The organism is Streptomyces sp. NPDC002092 (assembly GCF_053593775.1).
This window is the reverse complement of the sequence record NZ_JBSFDG010000001.1, coordinates 141,555-156,722: the sequence shown is the minus strand read 5'-3', so window position 1 is coordinate 156,722 and position 15,168 is coordinate 141,555. Positions and strand designations below refer to the sequence as shown.

15 protein-coding genes and 1 pseudogene are annotated in these 15,168 nt (G+C 71.6%); 13 read left to right on the top strand and 3 right to left on the bottom strand.

Features of this window, described 5'->3' with window-relative positions; all coding sequences use genetic code 11:
* The first annotated feature begins 40 nt into the window (after positions 1-40).
* The 3 genes from ACWCRD_RS00700 to ACWCRD_RS00690 all read left to right on the top strand — a co-directional run bounded on the left by ACWCRD_RS00700 (position 41) and on the right by ACWCRD_RS00690 (position 2,349).
* Positions 41-1,084, top strand: a complete 1,044-nt coding sequence (locus ACWCRD_RS00700; protein WP_450963787.1) for a LacI family DNA-binding transcriptional regulator — start codon at positions 41-43, stop codon at positions 1,082-1,084.
* A gap of 177 nt (positions 1,085-1,261) precedes the next feature.
* On the top strand, positions 1,262-1,894 hold the full coding sequence (locus ACWCRD_RS00695) for a VOC family protein (RefSeq protein ID WP_450963786.1): 633 nt from the start codon (positions 1,262-1,264) through the stop codon (positions 1,892-1,894).
* Between the two features lie 53 nt (positions 1,895-1,947).
* Positions 1,948-2,349, top strand: a complete 402-nt coding sequence (locus tag ACWCRD_RS00690) for a VOC family protein (RefSeq protein WP_450963785.1) — start codon at positions 1,948-1,950, stop codon at positions 2,347-2,349.
* Here the strand turns inward: ACWCRD_RS00690 and ACWCRD_RS00685 are convergent.
* The 3 genes and pseudogenes from ACWCRD_RS00685 to ACWCRD_RS00675 form a co-directional block, all read right to left on the bottom strand.
* Positions 2,332-3,018, bottom strand: coding sequence for a DUF6597 domain-containing transcriptional factor (locus tag ACWCRD_RS00685; RefSeq protein WP_450963784.1), 687 nt, complete (start codon positions 3,016-3,018; stop codon positions 2,332-2,334). The two genes, ACWCRD_RS00690 and ACWCRD_RS00685, sit on opposite strands and share 18 nt — an antisense overlap.
* 10 nt (positions 3,019-3,028) lie before the next feature.
* A pseudogene (locus tag ACWCRD_RS00680) lies at positions 3,029-4,010 on the bottom strand (cupin domain-containing protein).
* A 73-nt stretch (positions 4,011-4,083) separates the two neighbouring features.
* Positions 4,084-5,226: a YihY/virulence factor BrkB family protein gene (locus ACWCRD_RS00675; RefSeq protein ID WP_450963783.1), complete on the bottom strand. Its 1,143-nt coding sequence runs from the start codon at positions 5,224-5,226 to the stop codon at positions 4,084-4,086.
* 110 nt (positions 5,227-5,336) lie between these two features.
* Between ACWCRD_RS00675 and ACWCRD_RS00670 the strand changes: the two genes are divergently transcribed.
* From ACWCRD_RS00670 to cysD, 10 genes are all read left to right on the top strand, one after another.
* Positions 5,337-6,971: an acyl-CoA dehydrogenase family protein gene (locus ACWCRD_RS00670; RefSeq protein ID WP_450963782.1), complete on the top strand. Its 1,635-nt coding sequence runs from the start codon at positions 5,337-5,339 to the stop codon at positions 6,969-6,971.
* Between the two features lie 293 nt (positions 6,972-7,264).
* The gene (locus ACWCRD_RS00665; RefSeq protein WP_450963781.1) at positions 7,265-8,554 is read left to right on the top strand and encodes a GAF domain-containing protein; all 1,290 of its coding nucleotides are present in this window, start codon (positions 7,265-7,267) and stop codon (positions 8,552-8,554) included.
* Between the two features lie 174 nt (positions 8,555-8,728).
* Complete coding sequence (locus ACWCRD_RS00660) at positions 8,729-10,003, top strand: hypothetical protein (RefSeq protein WP_450963780.1); 1,275 nt, start codon at positions 8,729-8,731, stop codon at positions 10,001-10,003.
* 150 nt (positions 10,004-10,153) lie between these two features.
* Positions 10,154-10,726, top strand: coding sequence for a GNAT family N-acetyltransferase (locus tag ACWCRD_RS00655; RefSeq protein ID WP_450963779.1), 573 nt, complete (start codon positions 10,154-10,156; stop codon positions 10,724-10,726).
* Positions 10,727-10,853: 127 nt separating this feature from the next.
* Positions 10,854-10,937 carry a putative leader peptide gene (locus ACWCRD_RS00650; RefSeq protein ID WP_309486338.1) on the top strand — a complete coding sequence of 28 codons (84 nt, stop codon included), beginning with the start codon at positions 10,854-10,856 and terminating at the stop codon, positions 10,935-10,937.
* 152 nt (positions 10,938-11,089) lie between these two features.
* Complete coding sequence (locus ACWCRD_RS00645; protein WP_450963778.1) at positions 11,090-12,787, top strand: nitrite/sulfite reductase; 1,698 nt, start codon at positions 11,090-11,092, stop codon at positions 12,785-12,787.
* Positions 12,784-12,963 (top strand): hypothetical protein, encoded by a 180-nt coding sequence (locus ACWCRD_RS00640; RefSeq protein ID WP_030940226.1) that lies wholly within the window; start codon positions 12,784-12,786, stop codon positions 12,961-12,963. The genes ACWCRD_RS00645 and ACWCRD_RS00640 overlap by 4 nt, the downstream gene beginning before the upstream one ends.
* Positions 12,960-13,670, top strand: a complete 711-nt coding sequence (locus ACWCRD_RS00635) for a phosphoadenylyl-sulfate reductase (RefSeq protein ID WP_450963777.1) — start codon at positions 12,960-12,962, stop codon at positions 13,668-13,670. The genes ACWCRD_RS00640 and ACWCRD_RS00635 overlap by 4 nt, the downstream gene beginning before the upstream one ends.
* Positions 13,667-14,233, top strand: coding sequence for an adenylyl-sulfate kinase (cysC, locus tag ACWCRD_RS00630; RefSeq protein WP_450963776.1), 567 nt, complete (start codon positions 13,667-13,669; stop codon positions 14,231-14,233). Before ACWCRD_RS00635 ends, cysC begins: the two co-directional genes overlap by 4 nt.
* A complete protein-coding gene (cysD, locus tag ACWCRD_RS00625) occupies positions 14,230-15,168 on the top strand; it encodes a sulfate adenylyltransferase subunit CysD (RefSeq protein WP_450963775.1) in 939 nt (312 codons plus the stop codon). The genes cysC and cysD overlap by 4 nt, the downstream gene beginning before the upstream one ends.

Genomic DNA, 15,168 nt, shown 5'->3' with positions numbered 1-15,168 from the left:
ACTTTCATGGCCCTCGGGCGGGCCGGAGAGGCGGTTCCCGATGGTCCGCACGGGGAGTGCGAGCGTGGCTGCCGGGCCGACGCTGGCGGTCGTGGCCCGCGAGGCGGGGGTGTCCGTGCCGACCGCGTCCAAGGTGGTCAACGGCCGTGAGGACGTGGCTCCTGAGACGCGCCGTCGTGTCACCGAGGCACTGGACCGGCTCGGCTACGTCCGCAGACCCCGGTTCGACGCGGCGAAGGTGCCGGGGCTGGTCGACCTGGTGGTGCACTCGCTCGACAGTTCCTGGTCGGGGGCGGTGCTGCAGGGTGTGGAGGCGGCGGCGCACGACGTGGGTCTCGAGGTGGTCGTCTCGGCGGGGCTCACCCGGACCCGTGGCGGGCGCCCGGAGCGCGGCTGGCTGGACAAGCTGATCGCGCGCGGCTCGTCCGGCGTGCTGTTCAACCTGGCCGAGCTGACACCCTCGCAGTACGCCTGGCTGGACACGCACCGCATCCCGTACGTCCTGATCGACCCGGTCCTCGAACCGCCGCCGGGCGTGGTCTCGGTGGGCGCGGCGAACTGGCAGGGCGGGGTCACCGCGACCGAGCACCTGCTCTCGCTCGGCCACGAACGCATCGCCGTCATCGCCGGCCACCAGCGCAAGATGTGCAGCAGCGCCCGGGTCGCCGGGTACCGCTCGGCGCTCGCGTCGGCGGGGGTGCGGCATCGGCCGGAGTACGTCCGGCACGCCGGCTTCGACGAGAGCGTCGCGCATCGGCGCATGCTGGACCTCCTGGACCTGCCCGAGCCGCCGACGGCGGTCTTCGTCTGCTCCGACCACATGGCCCTCGGGGTGTACAGGGCCCTGGCCGCACGGGGCTTGCGGGTCCCGGACGACATCAGCGTGGTGGGCTTCGACGACCTGCCCGAGTCCCGCTGGATCGCTCCCGCTCTGACCACGATCCGGCAGCCGCTGTCGGAGATGGCGGCGGGGGCGTTGCACCTGCTTGTGCGGATGATGGCGGGGGATCGTCCGGAGGGGACGCGTACGGAGTTGTCCACTCGGCTGGTGGAGCGGGCCAGTACGGGGTGCCTCCGGCGGTAGGGCCGGTGTGGGTCGTTGGTTGTCTGCGGCCGTGTGGGGGCTGGTCGCGCCCACGCGGCGGAGCCGCACATCGATACAGCCCCGCGCCCCTGAAGGGCGCTGCCGCACCCCCGGCTGCATCAGTTCCGCCGCACAGGTGTTCCATCTCGACGGCTGCCCTGCGTAGCCTCGGCTTCGATGAACGCCATTCCTGCGCATCTGGACCATCTCGTTCTTGCGACCCCCGAACTCGCGGCGACCGTCGCCGACTTCGCCCGGCGGACCGGTGTGACGCCCGCGCCCGGTGGGGCGCATGTCGGGTTCGGTACGCGTAACCATCTGGTGTCACTGGGGGGTTCCAGCTATCTGGAGATCATCGGTCCGGATCCGGAGCAGGCCGGGCCGCAGGGGCCCCGGCCGTTCGATGTCGATCAGTTGGTCTCGGCGCGTACGGTGACCTGGGCGATCAGTCCGCCGGATCTGGATGCGGCGGTCGTGGCTGCGCGGGTGCGGGGGTATGACCCCGGGCCGGTGCGGCCGATGAGTCGTCGTCGGCCGGACGGGACGCTGCTGGAGTGGCGCCTGACCGATGGTGACACCGCGCATCCGTCCGGTCTCGTTCCCTTTCTCATCGACTGGGGGTCCTCGGTGCACCCGACGGCTGCGGGGCTGCCCGTCACTCCCCTGCTCCGGTTGTCGGCGACTGCCCCGGACCCGGACGAGATACGCCCTTTGCTGGCCGCCGTCGAAGCCGAGCTGGTCGTGACCGAGGGGCCGGTGGGTCTCTCGTTCACGGTGGACACCCCTCGCGGGCCGGTGACCTTCGGCTGAGGGCGTCCGATTCCTTCAAGACCGGCCGCCGGGGTGCTGCCTACGGTGACGGCATGACTCCACGATTCGCCGTGGTCGGCCTGGTCGTCTCCGACCTGGCCGCCTCGCTCGCCTTCTACCGTCGCCTCGGGCTCGTCTTCCCCGAGGGCTCCGAGGACCAGCCGCATGTCGAGGCCGAACTGCCCGGCGGGCTGACCCTCGCCCTGGATCCCGAGGAGACCGTCCGTTCCTTCTACCCGGGGTGGCAGCCGCCGACCGCCCGCGGCCGGATCTCGCTCGCCTTCGGGTGCGGGTCGCCCGCCGAGGTCGACTCCGTCTACGAGGGCCTCGTGGGCGCCGGGTACCACGGCGAACTCAAGCCGTGGGACGCCTTCTGGGGGATGCGGTACGCCGTCGTGCACGACCCGGACGGCAACGGCGTCGACCTGTTCGCGCAGCTACCCGCCGCCGAGTAGCTGCCCGAGCCGCAGCCCCGCCAACTCCTTGACGTCGCGGGCCAGATGGGCCTGGTCGGCGAACCCGGCCCGGGCCGCCGTCTCCGCGAACGGCACCCCTTCCCGGGCCAGCCCCAGCGCCCGCTGCAGCCGCAGCACCCGGGCCAGCGTCTTGGGGCCGTAACCGAAGGCGGCCAGGGAGCGGCGGTGCAACTGGCGGGCGCCCAGACCGAGTTCGTCGGCGGTGGCCGCGACCGGGCGGCCCTCGCCGAGGGCGGTCACGAGGTGCCGCAGCAGCGGGTCGGGGGGTTCGGTGTCGGCGGCGAGCCGCAGCGCCAGCTCCTCCAGTCCGTCTGCCGGTTCGGCGGCGGCGTTCACGCGGGCGGTGAGACGGCGGACCTCCGCGGCCGGCCGCAGTTCGCCGAGCGCCACGCGCCGGTCGCGCAGCTCGTGCGCGGGCACGCCCAGGAGAGCGGGTGCGGTGCCGGGGTAGAAGCGGACGCCTACCCACACTCCCGGCTCGTCCGCGGTGACGTAGGCATGAGTGTCGGGCCCCGCGACCAGCAGCCGGCCCTGGTGCCACAGCAGGTCCATGCAGCCGTCGGGCAGCACCCGTCCGGCTCCCGCCTCGGACGGCGTGTTCGTCCACACGACGGCCCCGGTCAGCCGGGACGCCCTCTCCGTGTACACGTACGGAAGGCTACGCCGTCCGCGTCCGGTGCTCCTGCGGGCTCACGCCGTACACCCGCTTGAAGGCGCTGGACAGTGCGAAGGCGCTGCCGTATCCGACCTGGCGGGCGATCGCCTCCAGGGTGTCGTCGGTGTCGCGCAGCCGGTCGGCGGCCAGGGCCAGGCGCCGGCCGGTCAGGTACGTCATCGGGGGCTCGCCCAGGAGGCCGGTGAAGCGGCGGGCGAGTGCGGCCCGGGAGACTCCCGCATTGGCCGCGAGGGAGGCGACCGTCCACGGGTGGGCGGGGTCGTCGTGGAGGAGGCGGACGACCCGGCCCACCACGGGGTCCGCCAGCGCCCGGTACCAGGCCGGTGCCTCCGCCTCAGGGCGGGCGAACCAGGCCCTGAGCGCGGCGATGACGAGCAGGTCGAGGAGGCGGTCCAGGACGACCTCCTGGCCCGGCTCGTCCCGCACGATCTCCTCCATGAGGAGCGGGGAGCGGGGTGAGCGGGCAGTCCCACACCTCGGGCGTGAGGGACAGCAGCGGCGGCAGGGCGTCCAGCAGCCGCCCGCTGACCTCGCCCTGCCACAGATAGGTGCCGATCAGCAGCACGGCCGGCCCGTCGAGCCGGTCGCCCCAGGTGCGCACACCCAGGTCCATGACGCCGTTGAGGGAACGCCCGTCGGGGTAGCGGCACTCGGCCCCCGGCAGGATCAGCGCCTGCGGTTCCGTCTCGGGGTCGTCGGCGCAGGTGTACGGGTCCGGGCCGCGCGCGATGGCGAGGTCGCCGGACCGCAGCAGCACCCTCCCCCAGCCTTCGGCCGGGGGGAACCCCATCTCGCTTCGCTCGCCCGCGTCCGGCATGATCCACGCCTCGCCGCGGACCATCAGCATGACGGTGAGCGGGGCGCGGTCCTCGATCCGTACGCACCAGGGCGGTTCGAAACACGCCCGGATCATGAAGGCGCCCCGCGCGCGGGGTCCGTCGAGGAGACCTGCAAGGGGGTCCATGCCGTGAGCGTAGACGCCCGCTCACGGGAATGAGCCGTTCAGATCGACACCGCCCGCGCCCCTTCAGGGCGCCTCACGAACCGTCGTGTTTGTGGGGCGGGTGGGTGCTCTTCACATGTGTCCGCAGCCTCGACGTCACGTCCTCCGGGGGCAGGAAGCGGGACCAGCGTTCCGGGAACTCGGAGGGCATGTCCGGGTCGGTCGGGTCGGTTTCGTGGCCGGCGGCCGCGCGGGCCACGTGTTCGGCCAGTTGCACCTCGCGCAGCCGCTCGTTGGCGGCGCGGGCGGCGGCGGTCGCGGCGGCCGGCCAGACCCGGTCGATCGCGGCGTTGACCGCGGCCCCGACGAGGACGGCGAACGCGGACACACCGATCCACAGCAGTACGGCGACGGGTGCGGCGAGCGAGCCGTAGATGGTGGGGCCCTCGACCGTGCTGGTCAGGTAGATGCGCAGCAGGAAGCTGCCGAGCACCCACATCGCGAGGGCGACCAGGGCGCCGGGCACGTCCTCGATCCACGGGGAGCGGACGGGCACGGACACGTGGTACAGCGTGGTCAGGAACGCGATCGACAGGACGATGACCACGGGCCAGTACAGGACCTGTACGACGGTCGTCGACCACGGCACGACGTTCACCACCGCGTCCGGCCCGGCCACCATCAGCGGCAGCGCGACCGAACCGATCAGCAGGGCCACGATGAACAGCGCGAACGACAGCAGGCGGGTCTTCACGATGCCGCGGACGCCGTCGAGGCCGTACATCACGGTGATGGTGTCGATGAAGACGTTCACCGCGCGGGAGCCCGACCACAGGGCGAACAGGAAGCCGATGGAGATGACGTCGGGCCGGCCGCCCTTCATGACGTCGTGCAGGATCGGCTGGGCGATCTCGTGGACGCCCTTGTCGGACAGGACCGTGCGGGACGCCTCCAGGATGTTGTTCTCCAGGCTGGCGATGGAGTGGGCGCCGGTCCAGGCGTCGACGTAGCCGAGCAGGCCGATCAGGCTCAGCAGCAGGGGAGGCACGGACAGCAGCGTGAAGAACGCGGCCTCGGCCGCGAGGCCCAGGATGCGGTACTCCATGCACGAGTTGACCGTGTCCTTGAGCAGCAGCCAGGCAGTCCTGCGCTTCGAGACGTTCCGATAGAGGGCACGTGCCCGGTGGAGACGCCCGGAGGGGGAGCTGCTCTGCGGCGATTCACTTGCTGACTGCACGACCTAACGGTATCCGCCGTGGCCGAGTGCGCTCATCCCCCGGCCCATCGGGGGTCCAGGGACGCAGCCCCCTGCTGGCTCACGACACCGCCCGGGGGTACGTTCGCCGCATGGCACGCCGCACCCACACCGTGACCAACCAGCCCCCGCCCCTGACCGACTACGACCTCTTCGGCGCCGACCGCGCCCTCACCGAGGCCGTCGAACGGCACCTGGACCCCGAGCTGCTCGACGAGGCGCACGGCGACCTGGCCGCGCTCGGCCGGGCCTCCGGTTCGGCGCAGCTGCAGGAATGGGCGGTCCAGGCCAACGAGAACCCGCCCCGGCTGCGCACCCACGACCGCCACGGCCACCGCGTCGACGAGGTCGACTTCCACCCCGCCTGGCACCGCCTGCTCGGCAAGGGTGTCGCGGCGGGGCTGACCGCGGCCTGGGCCCGGCCCGGCGGCCACGTCCGCCGAGCCGCCGCGTTCCTGGTGTGGACGCAGGTCGAGGCCGGGAACCTCTGCCCCCTGTCGATGACCCACGCGGCCGTACCCGCCCTGCGCACCGACCCGGCCCTCGCCGCCGAATGGGAGCCGCGGCTCACGTCCATGGTCTACGACCGCGAGCTGCGGCCCGCCCGCCTCAAGGCCGGGTCGCTGTTCGGGATGGGCATGACGGAGAAGCAGGGCGGCAGCGACGTACGCGCCAACACGACGGCTGCACGGCCCCTCGCCGAGGAAGGAACGTACGAGCTCACCGGGCACAAGTGGTTCTGCTCGGCCCCGATGTCCGACGGTTTTCTGGTGCTCGCCCAGGCTCCGGACGGGCTCACCTGCTTCCTCGTGCCGCGTGTCCTGGAGGACGGCTCCCGCAACGTCTTCCTGATCCAGCGGCTCAAGGACAAGCTCGGCAACCGCTCCAACGCCTCCGGCGAGGTCGAGTTCGACGGCACCTGGGCCCGCCGGGTCGGCGAGGAGGGGCGCGGCGTGCGGACCATCATCGACATGGTGGCGGCGACCCGGCTGGACTGCGTGCTGGGCTCGGCGGGCCTGATGCGGCAGGCGGTCGCGCAGGCCGTGCACCACTGCACCTACCGGGAGGCGTTCGGCGCGAAGCTGGTCGACAAGCCGCTGATGCGCAACGTGCTGGCCGACCTCGCGCTGGAGTCCGAGGCGGCGACCACGCTCGCGCTGCGTCTCGCCGCCGCCTGTGACGACGGGAGCGAGCAGGAGCGGGCCCTGCTGCGGATCGCCGTACCGGCCGCCAAGTACTGGGTGACCAAGCGTTGCACGCCGGTCGCGGTGGAGGCCGCCGAGTGCCTGGGCGGCAACGGTTACGTCGAGGAGTCGGGGCTGCCCCGGCTGGTGCGCGAGTCGCCGCTCAACTCGATCTGGGAGGGCGCCGGTAACGTACAGGCGCTGGACGTGCTGCGCGCCCTGCAGCGCGAGCCGCAGGCGCTCAACGCCTATCTCCAGGAGGTCGGCAAGGCCCGCGGCGCCGACCACCGCCTGGACGCCGCGGTCAAGGACCTGCTGACCGAGCTGGCCGACCTGGACGGGATCGAGGGGCGGGCCCGGCGGCTGACGGAGCGGCTCGCGCTGGTGCTGCAGGGTTCGCTGCTCGTCCGGTACGCCCCGCCGGAGGTGGCCGACGCCTTCTGCGCCGCACGACTGGGCGGCGACGGGGGCGCGGCCTTCGGGACGCTGCCCCACACCCTGGACCTCGCGTCGGTGGTGGAGCGGGCCCGGCCGGTGTCCTGACCTGGGCTCATGTCGTACGGGGGTGGTGCTGCGCCGACACGGCACCACCCCCGCCCAACCGGCCCGTTCGAGGCCACGAACGCCGCTCGGGACGGCGTTGCTCAATGTTCAATCAAGCAGGAGCCGGTCCACCAGGGTTGCAAGGGGTTGCAACTTGCTGCTGTCTGCGGCTGGAGTGGGCCCTTCCGCCGGGAACGGACGGCACTATGGACGGACAGTACGGACGACTCCGGCTCCGTGGCCGAAACACGGCGAGAAACCGGTTGTCCCGAGCCCTTCTTCCGGGAGGCCCCGTGGCGCACCCGCCGACGGACGTGACGCAGCTCGCCGTGGTCGACACGGCGCGCGCGGCTCGGGTACTCAGCGAGGTCCGCGCCGCCAGGCTCTCCGGGCAGCGCACCCCCGTCGCGCCGCGCCCGGTGATCGAGCAGTCCTGGGGGCGCATGCTGCGCAGCGGCATCGACCCCGAACGCGACCACCGTTCCCGGCTGCTGCCCTCCGACGAGGTGCGGCGGCGCCGGGAGAGCACGACGCTGCGGCACGTCCTGCCGGTGTTGCGGGAGGGGCTGCTGTCGGTCGCGGACGTCGCCCACCACATCATGGTGGTCGCCGACGCGGACGGCCGGGTGCTGTGGCGCGAGGGCAGCCCGGCCGTACTGCGCAAGGCGGACGGGCTCGGCTTCGAACTGGGCGCCGACTGGCGGGAGGACGTCGTCGGCACGAACGGCATCGGCACCCCGGCGGTGGTGCGCCGGCCCGTGCAGGTCTTCGCCTCCGAGCACTTCGTGCGCTCGCAGACCTCCTGGACCTGTACCGGCGCGCCCATCACCGACCCGCGCGACGGCCGGCTGATCGGTGTCGTGGACGTGAGCGGACCGCTGGAGACGATGCACCCGGCCACGCTCGCCTGGGTGGACTCGGTTGCCAAGCTCGCCGAGGCCCGGCTGCGCGAGCTGCATCTGACCTCGCTGGAGCGGCTGCGCGCGGTGGCCGCACCGGTGCTGTCCCGGGTCGGCGGCCGAGCCCTGGCGGTGGACCGGGACGGCTGGACCGCGGCGGTGACCGGGATGCCGTACACCAGCCGGATCGCCCTGCCCAAGTCCCTGACGGCGGGCCGCCGGTGGCTGCCGCCGCTCGGTCTGTGCTCGGTGGAGCCGCTGGCCGAGGGCTGGCTGGTGCGGGCCACGGACGAGCCGGTGCCGCGTGGCGCCACGCGCATCGTGCTGGACCTGACGCAGTCGCGCCGCTGGTCGGTCACGGTGTCCGGGTCCGCGGGCTCCTGGAGCCACGAACTCAGCCCCCGGCACGCCGAATTGCTCTATCTGCTCGCCCTGCAGCGCGGTGGCCGCAGCGCGGCGGGCCTGGCCGCGGAGGTGTTCGGCGACCCGGCCCGCACGGTGACGGTGCGCGCCGAGATGTCGCGCGTACGGCGCTATCTCGGCGGGTTGCTGGAGCACCGGCCGTACCGCTTCGCGGAGGACGCGGAGGTGGAGCTGCTCCTGCCGGCCGATCCGCGCGATCTGCTGCCGCAGTCGACGGCACCGGCGGTGATCAACGTACGGCAGCAGGCCGACATACCCTGACCGTGTCCGACACATGCCCCTCAGTGACCACACGGCCGTATCTTCCGCATATTTGCACGGTCTTCGTGCCCTACCGCCCCGGACTGCCGTAGCATCCCTCTACGGGCCGCCCCACCTGCTCCTTTGGTCAACACACGGACCAATGGCCGTAGTTGGCCCGCCTCGGGAGGACGTATGAAGCAACGTGGCCGACACCGCAGGCAGAAGCGGGGCCGTGCGCTGCGCGCCTTCCTCGCCGGGACCGCCCTCGCGCTCACCGCCGCCGCCACCATGATCAGTGCCTCACAGGCCACGGTCGGCGACAGGCCGGGCGCCCTCAAGGCCCTTGCCGCGTCCGAGCGGACGACCGGGCTGCGGCTCCAGGAGCGGCTGGTGCCGCGCAGCGTCCTCGACCGGCTCGCCGCCGCCATGGGCAGGCCCGTCGGCGTGAGCACCGTTCTCGACGACGCCGACCACTCCCTGCTGGGCGCGGCCGACTGTACGACCGGGGAGCGCACGGCGCTGCCCGTGGCGCCCGCGGCCACGCGGGCGTACTGCTGGGACGCCGCCGACACCCGCGGCTGGCGGGCCGGCGCGGTCACCACCTCCGGGGACGCGGACGACGACGGCCACTGGGGCGACCGCCGTGTGATCCTCTCCGGCTGGACCCACCAGGCGGGCAGGTCGGCGAAGCCGGGTCTCGCCCGGGTCGCCTTCGTCGACGCGAGCGACCCCGACCGCCTCACCTACGCCTGGGCGACCCTCGCCGTCCCCGTGGACGGCGGCCGCGACTACCGCGGGCTCACCTCCCCCGTCTCCGGCATGGTCTGGTACCAGGACAAGCTCCTGGTCACCGCCGCGGACGGGCTGTACGTGTACGACATGCACCGCATCCAGCGGGCCACCGTCGACAGCCGCGCGGTCGGCAGGGTGCGCGACGGCTGGGCCGCGGACGGCGCACGGTACGTCCTGCCGGCCGTCGGCTCGTACCGGTTCACCGGTGGGAGCGCACTCCCGGCGGCGATCTCCCTCGACCGCAGCACCGCGCCGGACAGCCTGGTGGCGAGCGAGTGGGTGCCCACGGACAGCGGTCGGCACACCCGGCTGTGGCGTTACGCGTTCAGCAGCGACCCGTCCCGCGCCGGCCTGCTGGCCACCGATCCCGCGGGACGCGCGACCGCGACCGAGGCGTACGAGACGAAGACGGCCGGCGTCGGCGGGGTCCTGTCGTACGCGTCACAGTGGTACCTGGTCCACGCGGCGGACACCAGGGACGGCCACGGCACCTTGTGGCGGCAGAACGAGCGCGGCGCGAAGGCCACGCGGTGCGGGGCGGACGGGACGAACCGGTGCTGGGCCGGACCCTCCGGGGCCCTCTCTTACTGGGAGGAGACCGGTGAGGTGTGGTCTCAGGGCGGGCGGATGTTGTATGCGTTGCCGTTGAGCTCGATCGAGAGGTCTTTGGGCTGAGCGCTGGCCGTTGTCTTTCGTCTGCGGCATCGTCGTGGCTGGTCGCGCCCACACGGCGGAGCCGCATATCGATACAGCCCCGCGCCCCTTTGGGGCGTGGAGCTGAACGCCGATCGACACAACTGCACGGCGGATGGTTCCCTGACCCGCATGACCAACATTCCCGTGACCACCTGGTCCCTGGAGCAGACCGCGCCGACCGATCTGCTTCCGGCTGCCGCGCCGGAAGGGGACGTGCGGATTGTTCGTTCCGAGGTTCCCTCGCCCGAGTTCAGCCGGTTCCTGTATGCGTCCGTCGGCGGTGACATCCGCTGGACCGACCGGCTGGGCTGGACGTATGCGCGGTGGCAGGAGCATCTGGGCCGGCCGGGCGTGGAGACATGGGTCGCATACGACCGGGGAACGCCCGCGGGATACGTGGAACTGGAACCGCAGGACGACGGGGTCGTGGAGATCGTGTACTTCGGTCTGATTCCCGCCTTCCGGGGTCGGCGGATCGGCGGGCACCTGCTGTCGTACGGTGCCGCCCGCGCCTGGGACCTCGCGGAGCGCTGGCCCGCACTGGCGCAGACGAAGCGGGTCTGGCTGCATACGTGCAGCCTGGACGGGGAGCACGCCATGGACAACTATCTGCGCCGGGGCTTCAAGCTCTTCGACACCAAGGTCGAGGAGCAGGCGGAGGTGGCGGCGCCGGGCCCGTGGCCCGGGGCATACCGCGCCTGACCTGCACCGACAAGACCGGCGGCAGTCGATGTGATCGAAGACACCCTTGTCTCGCACTTCGGGACAAGGGTGTCCGCATCATGGACGAAGCTGGACTGTGTCCAGATTGCCATGACACGCTTCCGTCATGTCTGGAACTGGAATTGCCTTGGTGAGTCGGCGGCACGTCGACCTCGGCCGCATGTCCAGCGCCATCTGTCCGGCGAGCTGACATAACCCATCAGCGGCCTCCGGCCGCGGGCGCAGCCCAGCCGACATCTACAGACATCCCTCTCATTCTGCGCAAAGACGCGCACGTATGCCCATGCGCCCGAACGCGCAGGTCAGAGCCGCTTCCCGCCTGTCCCGAAGGACGTAATCACCATGGCCGCCACCCCGCAGAAGCCTGCCGCTTCGACTCCCCGCCGCAAGGCGAGCCGTCACCGTGGTGAGGGTCAGTGGGCCGCGGGGCACCACACCCCGCTGAACGGCAACGAGCAGTTCAAGAAGGACGACGACGGTCTCAATGTGCGGACACGCATTGAGACGATCTACTCCAAGCGCGGATTCGACTCGATCGACCCCAACGACCTGCGCGGACGGATGCGCTGGTGGGGTCTGTACACCCAGCGCAAGCCCGGGATCGACGGCGGCAAGACCGCGATCCTGGAGCCGGAGGAGCTGGACGACAAGTACTTCATGCTGCGGGTGCGCATCGACGGCGGCCGTCTCACCACCCAGCAGCTGCGTGTGATCGGCGAGATCTCGGAGGAGTTCGCGCGCGGCAGCGCCGACATCACCGACCGGCAGAACATCCAGCTGCACTGGATCCGCATCGAGGACGTCCCGGAGATCTGGAACCGGCTGGAGGCCGTCGGCCTGTCCACGACCGAGGCCTGCGGCGACTGCCCGCGTGTGGTCATCGGCTCGCCGGTCGCCGGTATCGCCGAGGACGAGATCATCGACGGCTCCTGGGCGATCGAGGAGATCCACGAGCGCTACATCGGCAGCAAGGAGTTCTCCAACCTGCCCCGCAAGTTCAAGACGGCGATCTCCGGCTCTCCGCTGCTCGACGTGGTGCACGAGATCAACGACATCGCGTTCGTCGGCGTCGAGCACCCCGAGCACGGCCCCGGCTTCGACCTGTGGGTCGGCGGCGGTCTGTCCACCAACCCGAAGCTTGGCGTCCGGCTCGGCGCCTGGGTTCCGCTGGACGAGGTGCCCGAGGTGTGGGCCGGCGTGGTCGGCATCTTCCGCGACTGGGGTTACCGCCGGCTGCGGACGCGCGCCCGTCTGAAGTTCCTCGTCGCCGACTGGGGCCCGGAGAAGTTCCGCCAGGTCCTGGAGGACGACTACCTCAAGCGCAAGCTGGTCGACGGTCCCGCGCCCGCCGAGCCCTCGGGCCGCTGGCGCGACCACGTCGGTGTGCACCGGCAGAAGGACGGCCGCTTCTACGTCGGTTTCGCCCCGCGTGTCGGCCGCGTCGACGGCGCCACGCTCACGAAGATCGCCGAGGTCGCCGAGGCCCACGGCTCGGGCCGGGTGCGCACGACCGTCGAGCAGAAGATGATCGTCCTCGATGTCGAGGAGGCGCAGGTCGAGCCGCTGGTCGAGGCCCTGGAGGCGCTGGACCTGACCGCCAAGCCGTCCCCCTTCCGGCGCGGCACCATGGCCTGCACCGGCATCGAGTACTGCAAGCTCGCCATCGTCGAGACCAAGCAGCGCGGTTCGTCCCTGATCGACGAACTGGAGCGCCGCATCCCGGAGTTCGACGAGCCCATCACGATCAACCTCAACGGCTGCCCGAACGCCTGCGCCCGTATCCAGGTGGCGGACATCGGTCTCAAGGGCCAGCTCGTCCTCAACGACCAGGGCGAGCAGGTCGAGGGCTACCAGGTGCACCTCGGCGGTGCGCTGGGCCTGGAGGCCGGGTTCGGCCGCAAGGTCCGCGGCCTGAAGGTCACGTCCGAGGAGCTGCCCGACTACGTCGAGCGTGTCCTCAAGCGGTTCCAGGCCGAGCGCGAGGACGGCGAGCGGTTCGCCGCCTGGGCCTCCCGTGCGTCCGAGGAGGCCCTCTCATGAGCGAGCGAGCCGCCCCCTTCTACTGCCCCTACTGCGGCGACGAGGACCTCCGTCCGTCCGAGCAGGGCCATGGCGCGTGGGAATGCGCCGCGTGCAACCGGGCTTTTCAGCTGAAGTTCCTCGGGCTGCTCGCCCGGGGTCTTCAGCACTCCGAGGCAGGGGGAGACGAAATATGACCGCGGTGAAGGAAGAGCGGACGACCGAGGACCTGAAGGCGCTCGCCGAGCAGGCCGGCCGTGACCTGGAGGACTCGTCCGCGCTGGAGATCCTCCAGTGGGCGGCCGAGACCTTCGGCAAGCGCTTCTGCGTGACCTCGTCCATGGAGGACGCCGTCGTCGCGCACCTCGCCTCGCGCGCGATGCCCGGCGTTGACGTGGTGTTCCTCGACACCGGTTACCACTTTCCCGAGACGATCGGTACGAGGGACGCGGTGGAGGCGGTGATGGACGTCAATGTCATCACGCTCACCCCGCGCCAGACGGTCGCCGAGCAGGACGCGGAGTACGGCCCCAAGCTGCACGACCGCGACCCCGACCTGTGCTGCAAGCTGCGCAAGGTCCAGCCGCTGGAACAGGGCCTGAAGAACTATGTGGCCTGGGCGACCGGTCTGCGCCGCGACGAGTCCCCGACCCGGGCCAACACCCCGGTCGTCGGCTGGGACGAGAAGCGCCGGAAGGTCAAGATCTCCCCGATCGCCCGCTGGAGTCAGGACGACGTGGACGCCTACGTCGCCGAACACGGCGTACTGACCAACCCGCTGCTGATGGACGGCTACGCGTCCGTCGGCTGCGCCCCCTGCACCCGCCGCGTCCTGGAGGGCGAGGACGCGCGCGCGGGCCGCTGGGCGGGCAGCGCCAAGACCGAGTGCGGGCTGCACGGATGACGACGACAGACATTCAGGAGACGAACGTGACGACCGGAGCCACCGTCTGGCTCACGGGTCTGCCGAGTGCCGGCAAGACCACCATCGCGTACGAGCTGGCCGGCCGGCTGCGCGAGGAGGGCCACCTCGTCGAGGTGCTCGACGGCGACGAGATCCGCGAGTTCATCTCCGCGGGCCTCGGCTTCAGCCGCGAGGACCGGCACACCAACGTGCAGCGCATCGGCTTCCTAGCCGAACTGCTCGCCCGCAACGGCGTCAAGGCGCTCGTCCCGGTGATCGCGCCGTACGCCGACAGCCGCGATGCGGTGCGCAAGCGCCACCAGGAGAGCGGGGCCGCGTACATCGAGGTGCATGTGGCGACCCCGGTCGAGGTGTGCTCCGTACGCGATGTGAAGGGTCTGTACGCCAAGCAGGCGGCCGGCGAGCTGACGGGGCTGACGGGTGTGGACGACCCGTACGAGGAGCCCGAGTCTCCCGACCTGCGCATCGAGTCGCAGGACCAGACCGTCCAGGAGTCCGCGTCCGCGGTCCACGCGCTGCTCACCGAAAGGGGACTGGCATGACGACGACCGTCGCTGCGGTCGAGGAGGGTACGGCAGCCCCGTACACCCTCTCCCACCTGGACGCCCTCGAGTCCGAGGCGGTGCACATCTTCCGCGAGGTGGCGGGCGAGTTCGAGCGGCCGGTGATCCTGTTCTCCGGCGGCAAGGACTCCATCGTCATGCTGCACCTGGCGCTGAAGGCCTTCGCGCCGGCCGCGGTGCCCTTCTCGCTGCTGCACGTGGACACCGGGCACAACTTCCCCGAGGTCCTGGAGTACCGCGACCGCACGGTGGCCGAGCACGGGCTGCGGCTGCACGTCGCGTCGGTGCAGGACTACATCGACCGGGGGGTGCTCAAGGAGCGCCCGGACGGCACCCGCAACCCGCTGCAGACGCTGCCGCTGACGGAGAAGATCCAGGCGGAGAAGTTCGACGCGGTCTTCGGCGGCGGACGCCGCGACGAGGAGAAGGCCCGGGCCAAGGAGCGGGTGTTCTCCCTGCGCGACGAGTTCTCGCAGTGGGACCCGCGCCGCCAGCGCCCCGAGCTGTGGAACCTGTACAACGGCCGCCACGCCCCCGGCGAGCACGTCCGCGTCTTCCCGCTGTCCAACTGGACCGAGCTGGACGTGTGGCAGTACATCGCCCGCGAGGGCATCGAGCTGCCGGAGATCTACTTCGCGCACGAGCGTGAGGTGTTCGCCCGCAGCGGCATGTGGCTGACCGCGGGCGAGTGGGGCGGGCCCAAGGACGGCGAGACCGTCGAGAAGCGGCTCGTCCGGTACCGGACCGTCGGCGACATGTCCTGCACGGGTGCCGTCGACTCGGACGCCGTGACGCTGGAGCAGGTCATCACGGAGATCGCCGCCTCCCGGCTCACCGAGCGCGGTGCCACCCGCGCCGACGACAAGATGTCCGAGGCCGCGATGGAAGACCGTAAGCGCGAGGGGTACTTCTAA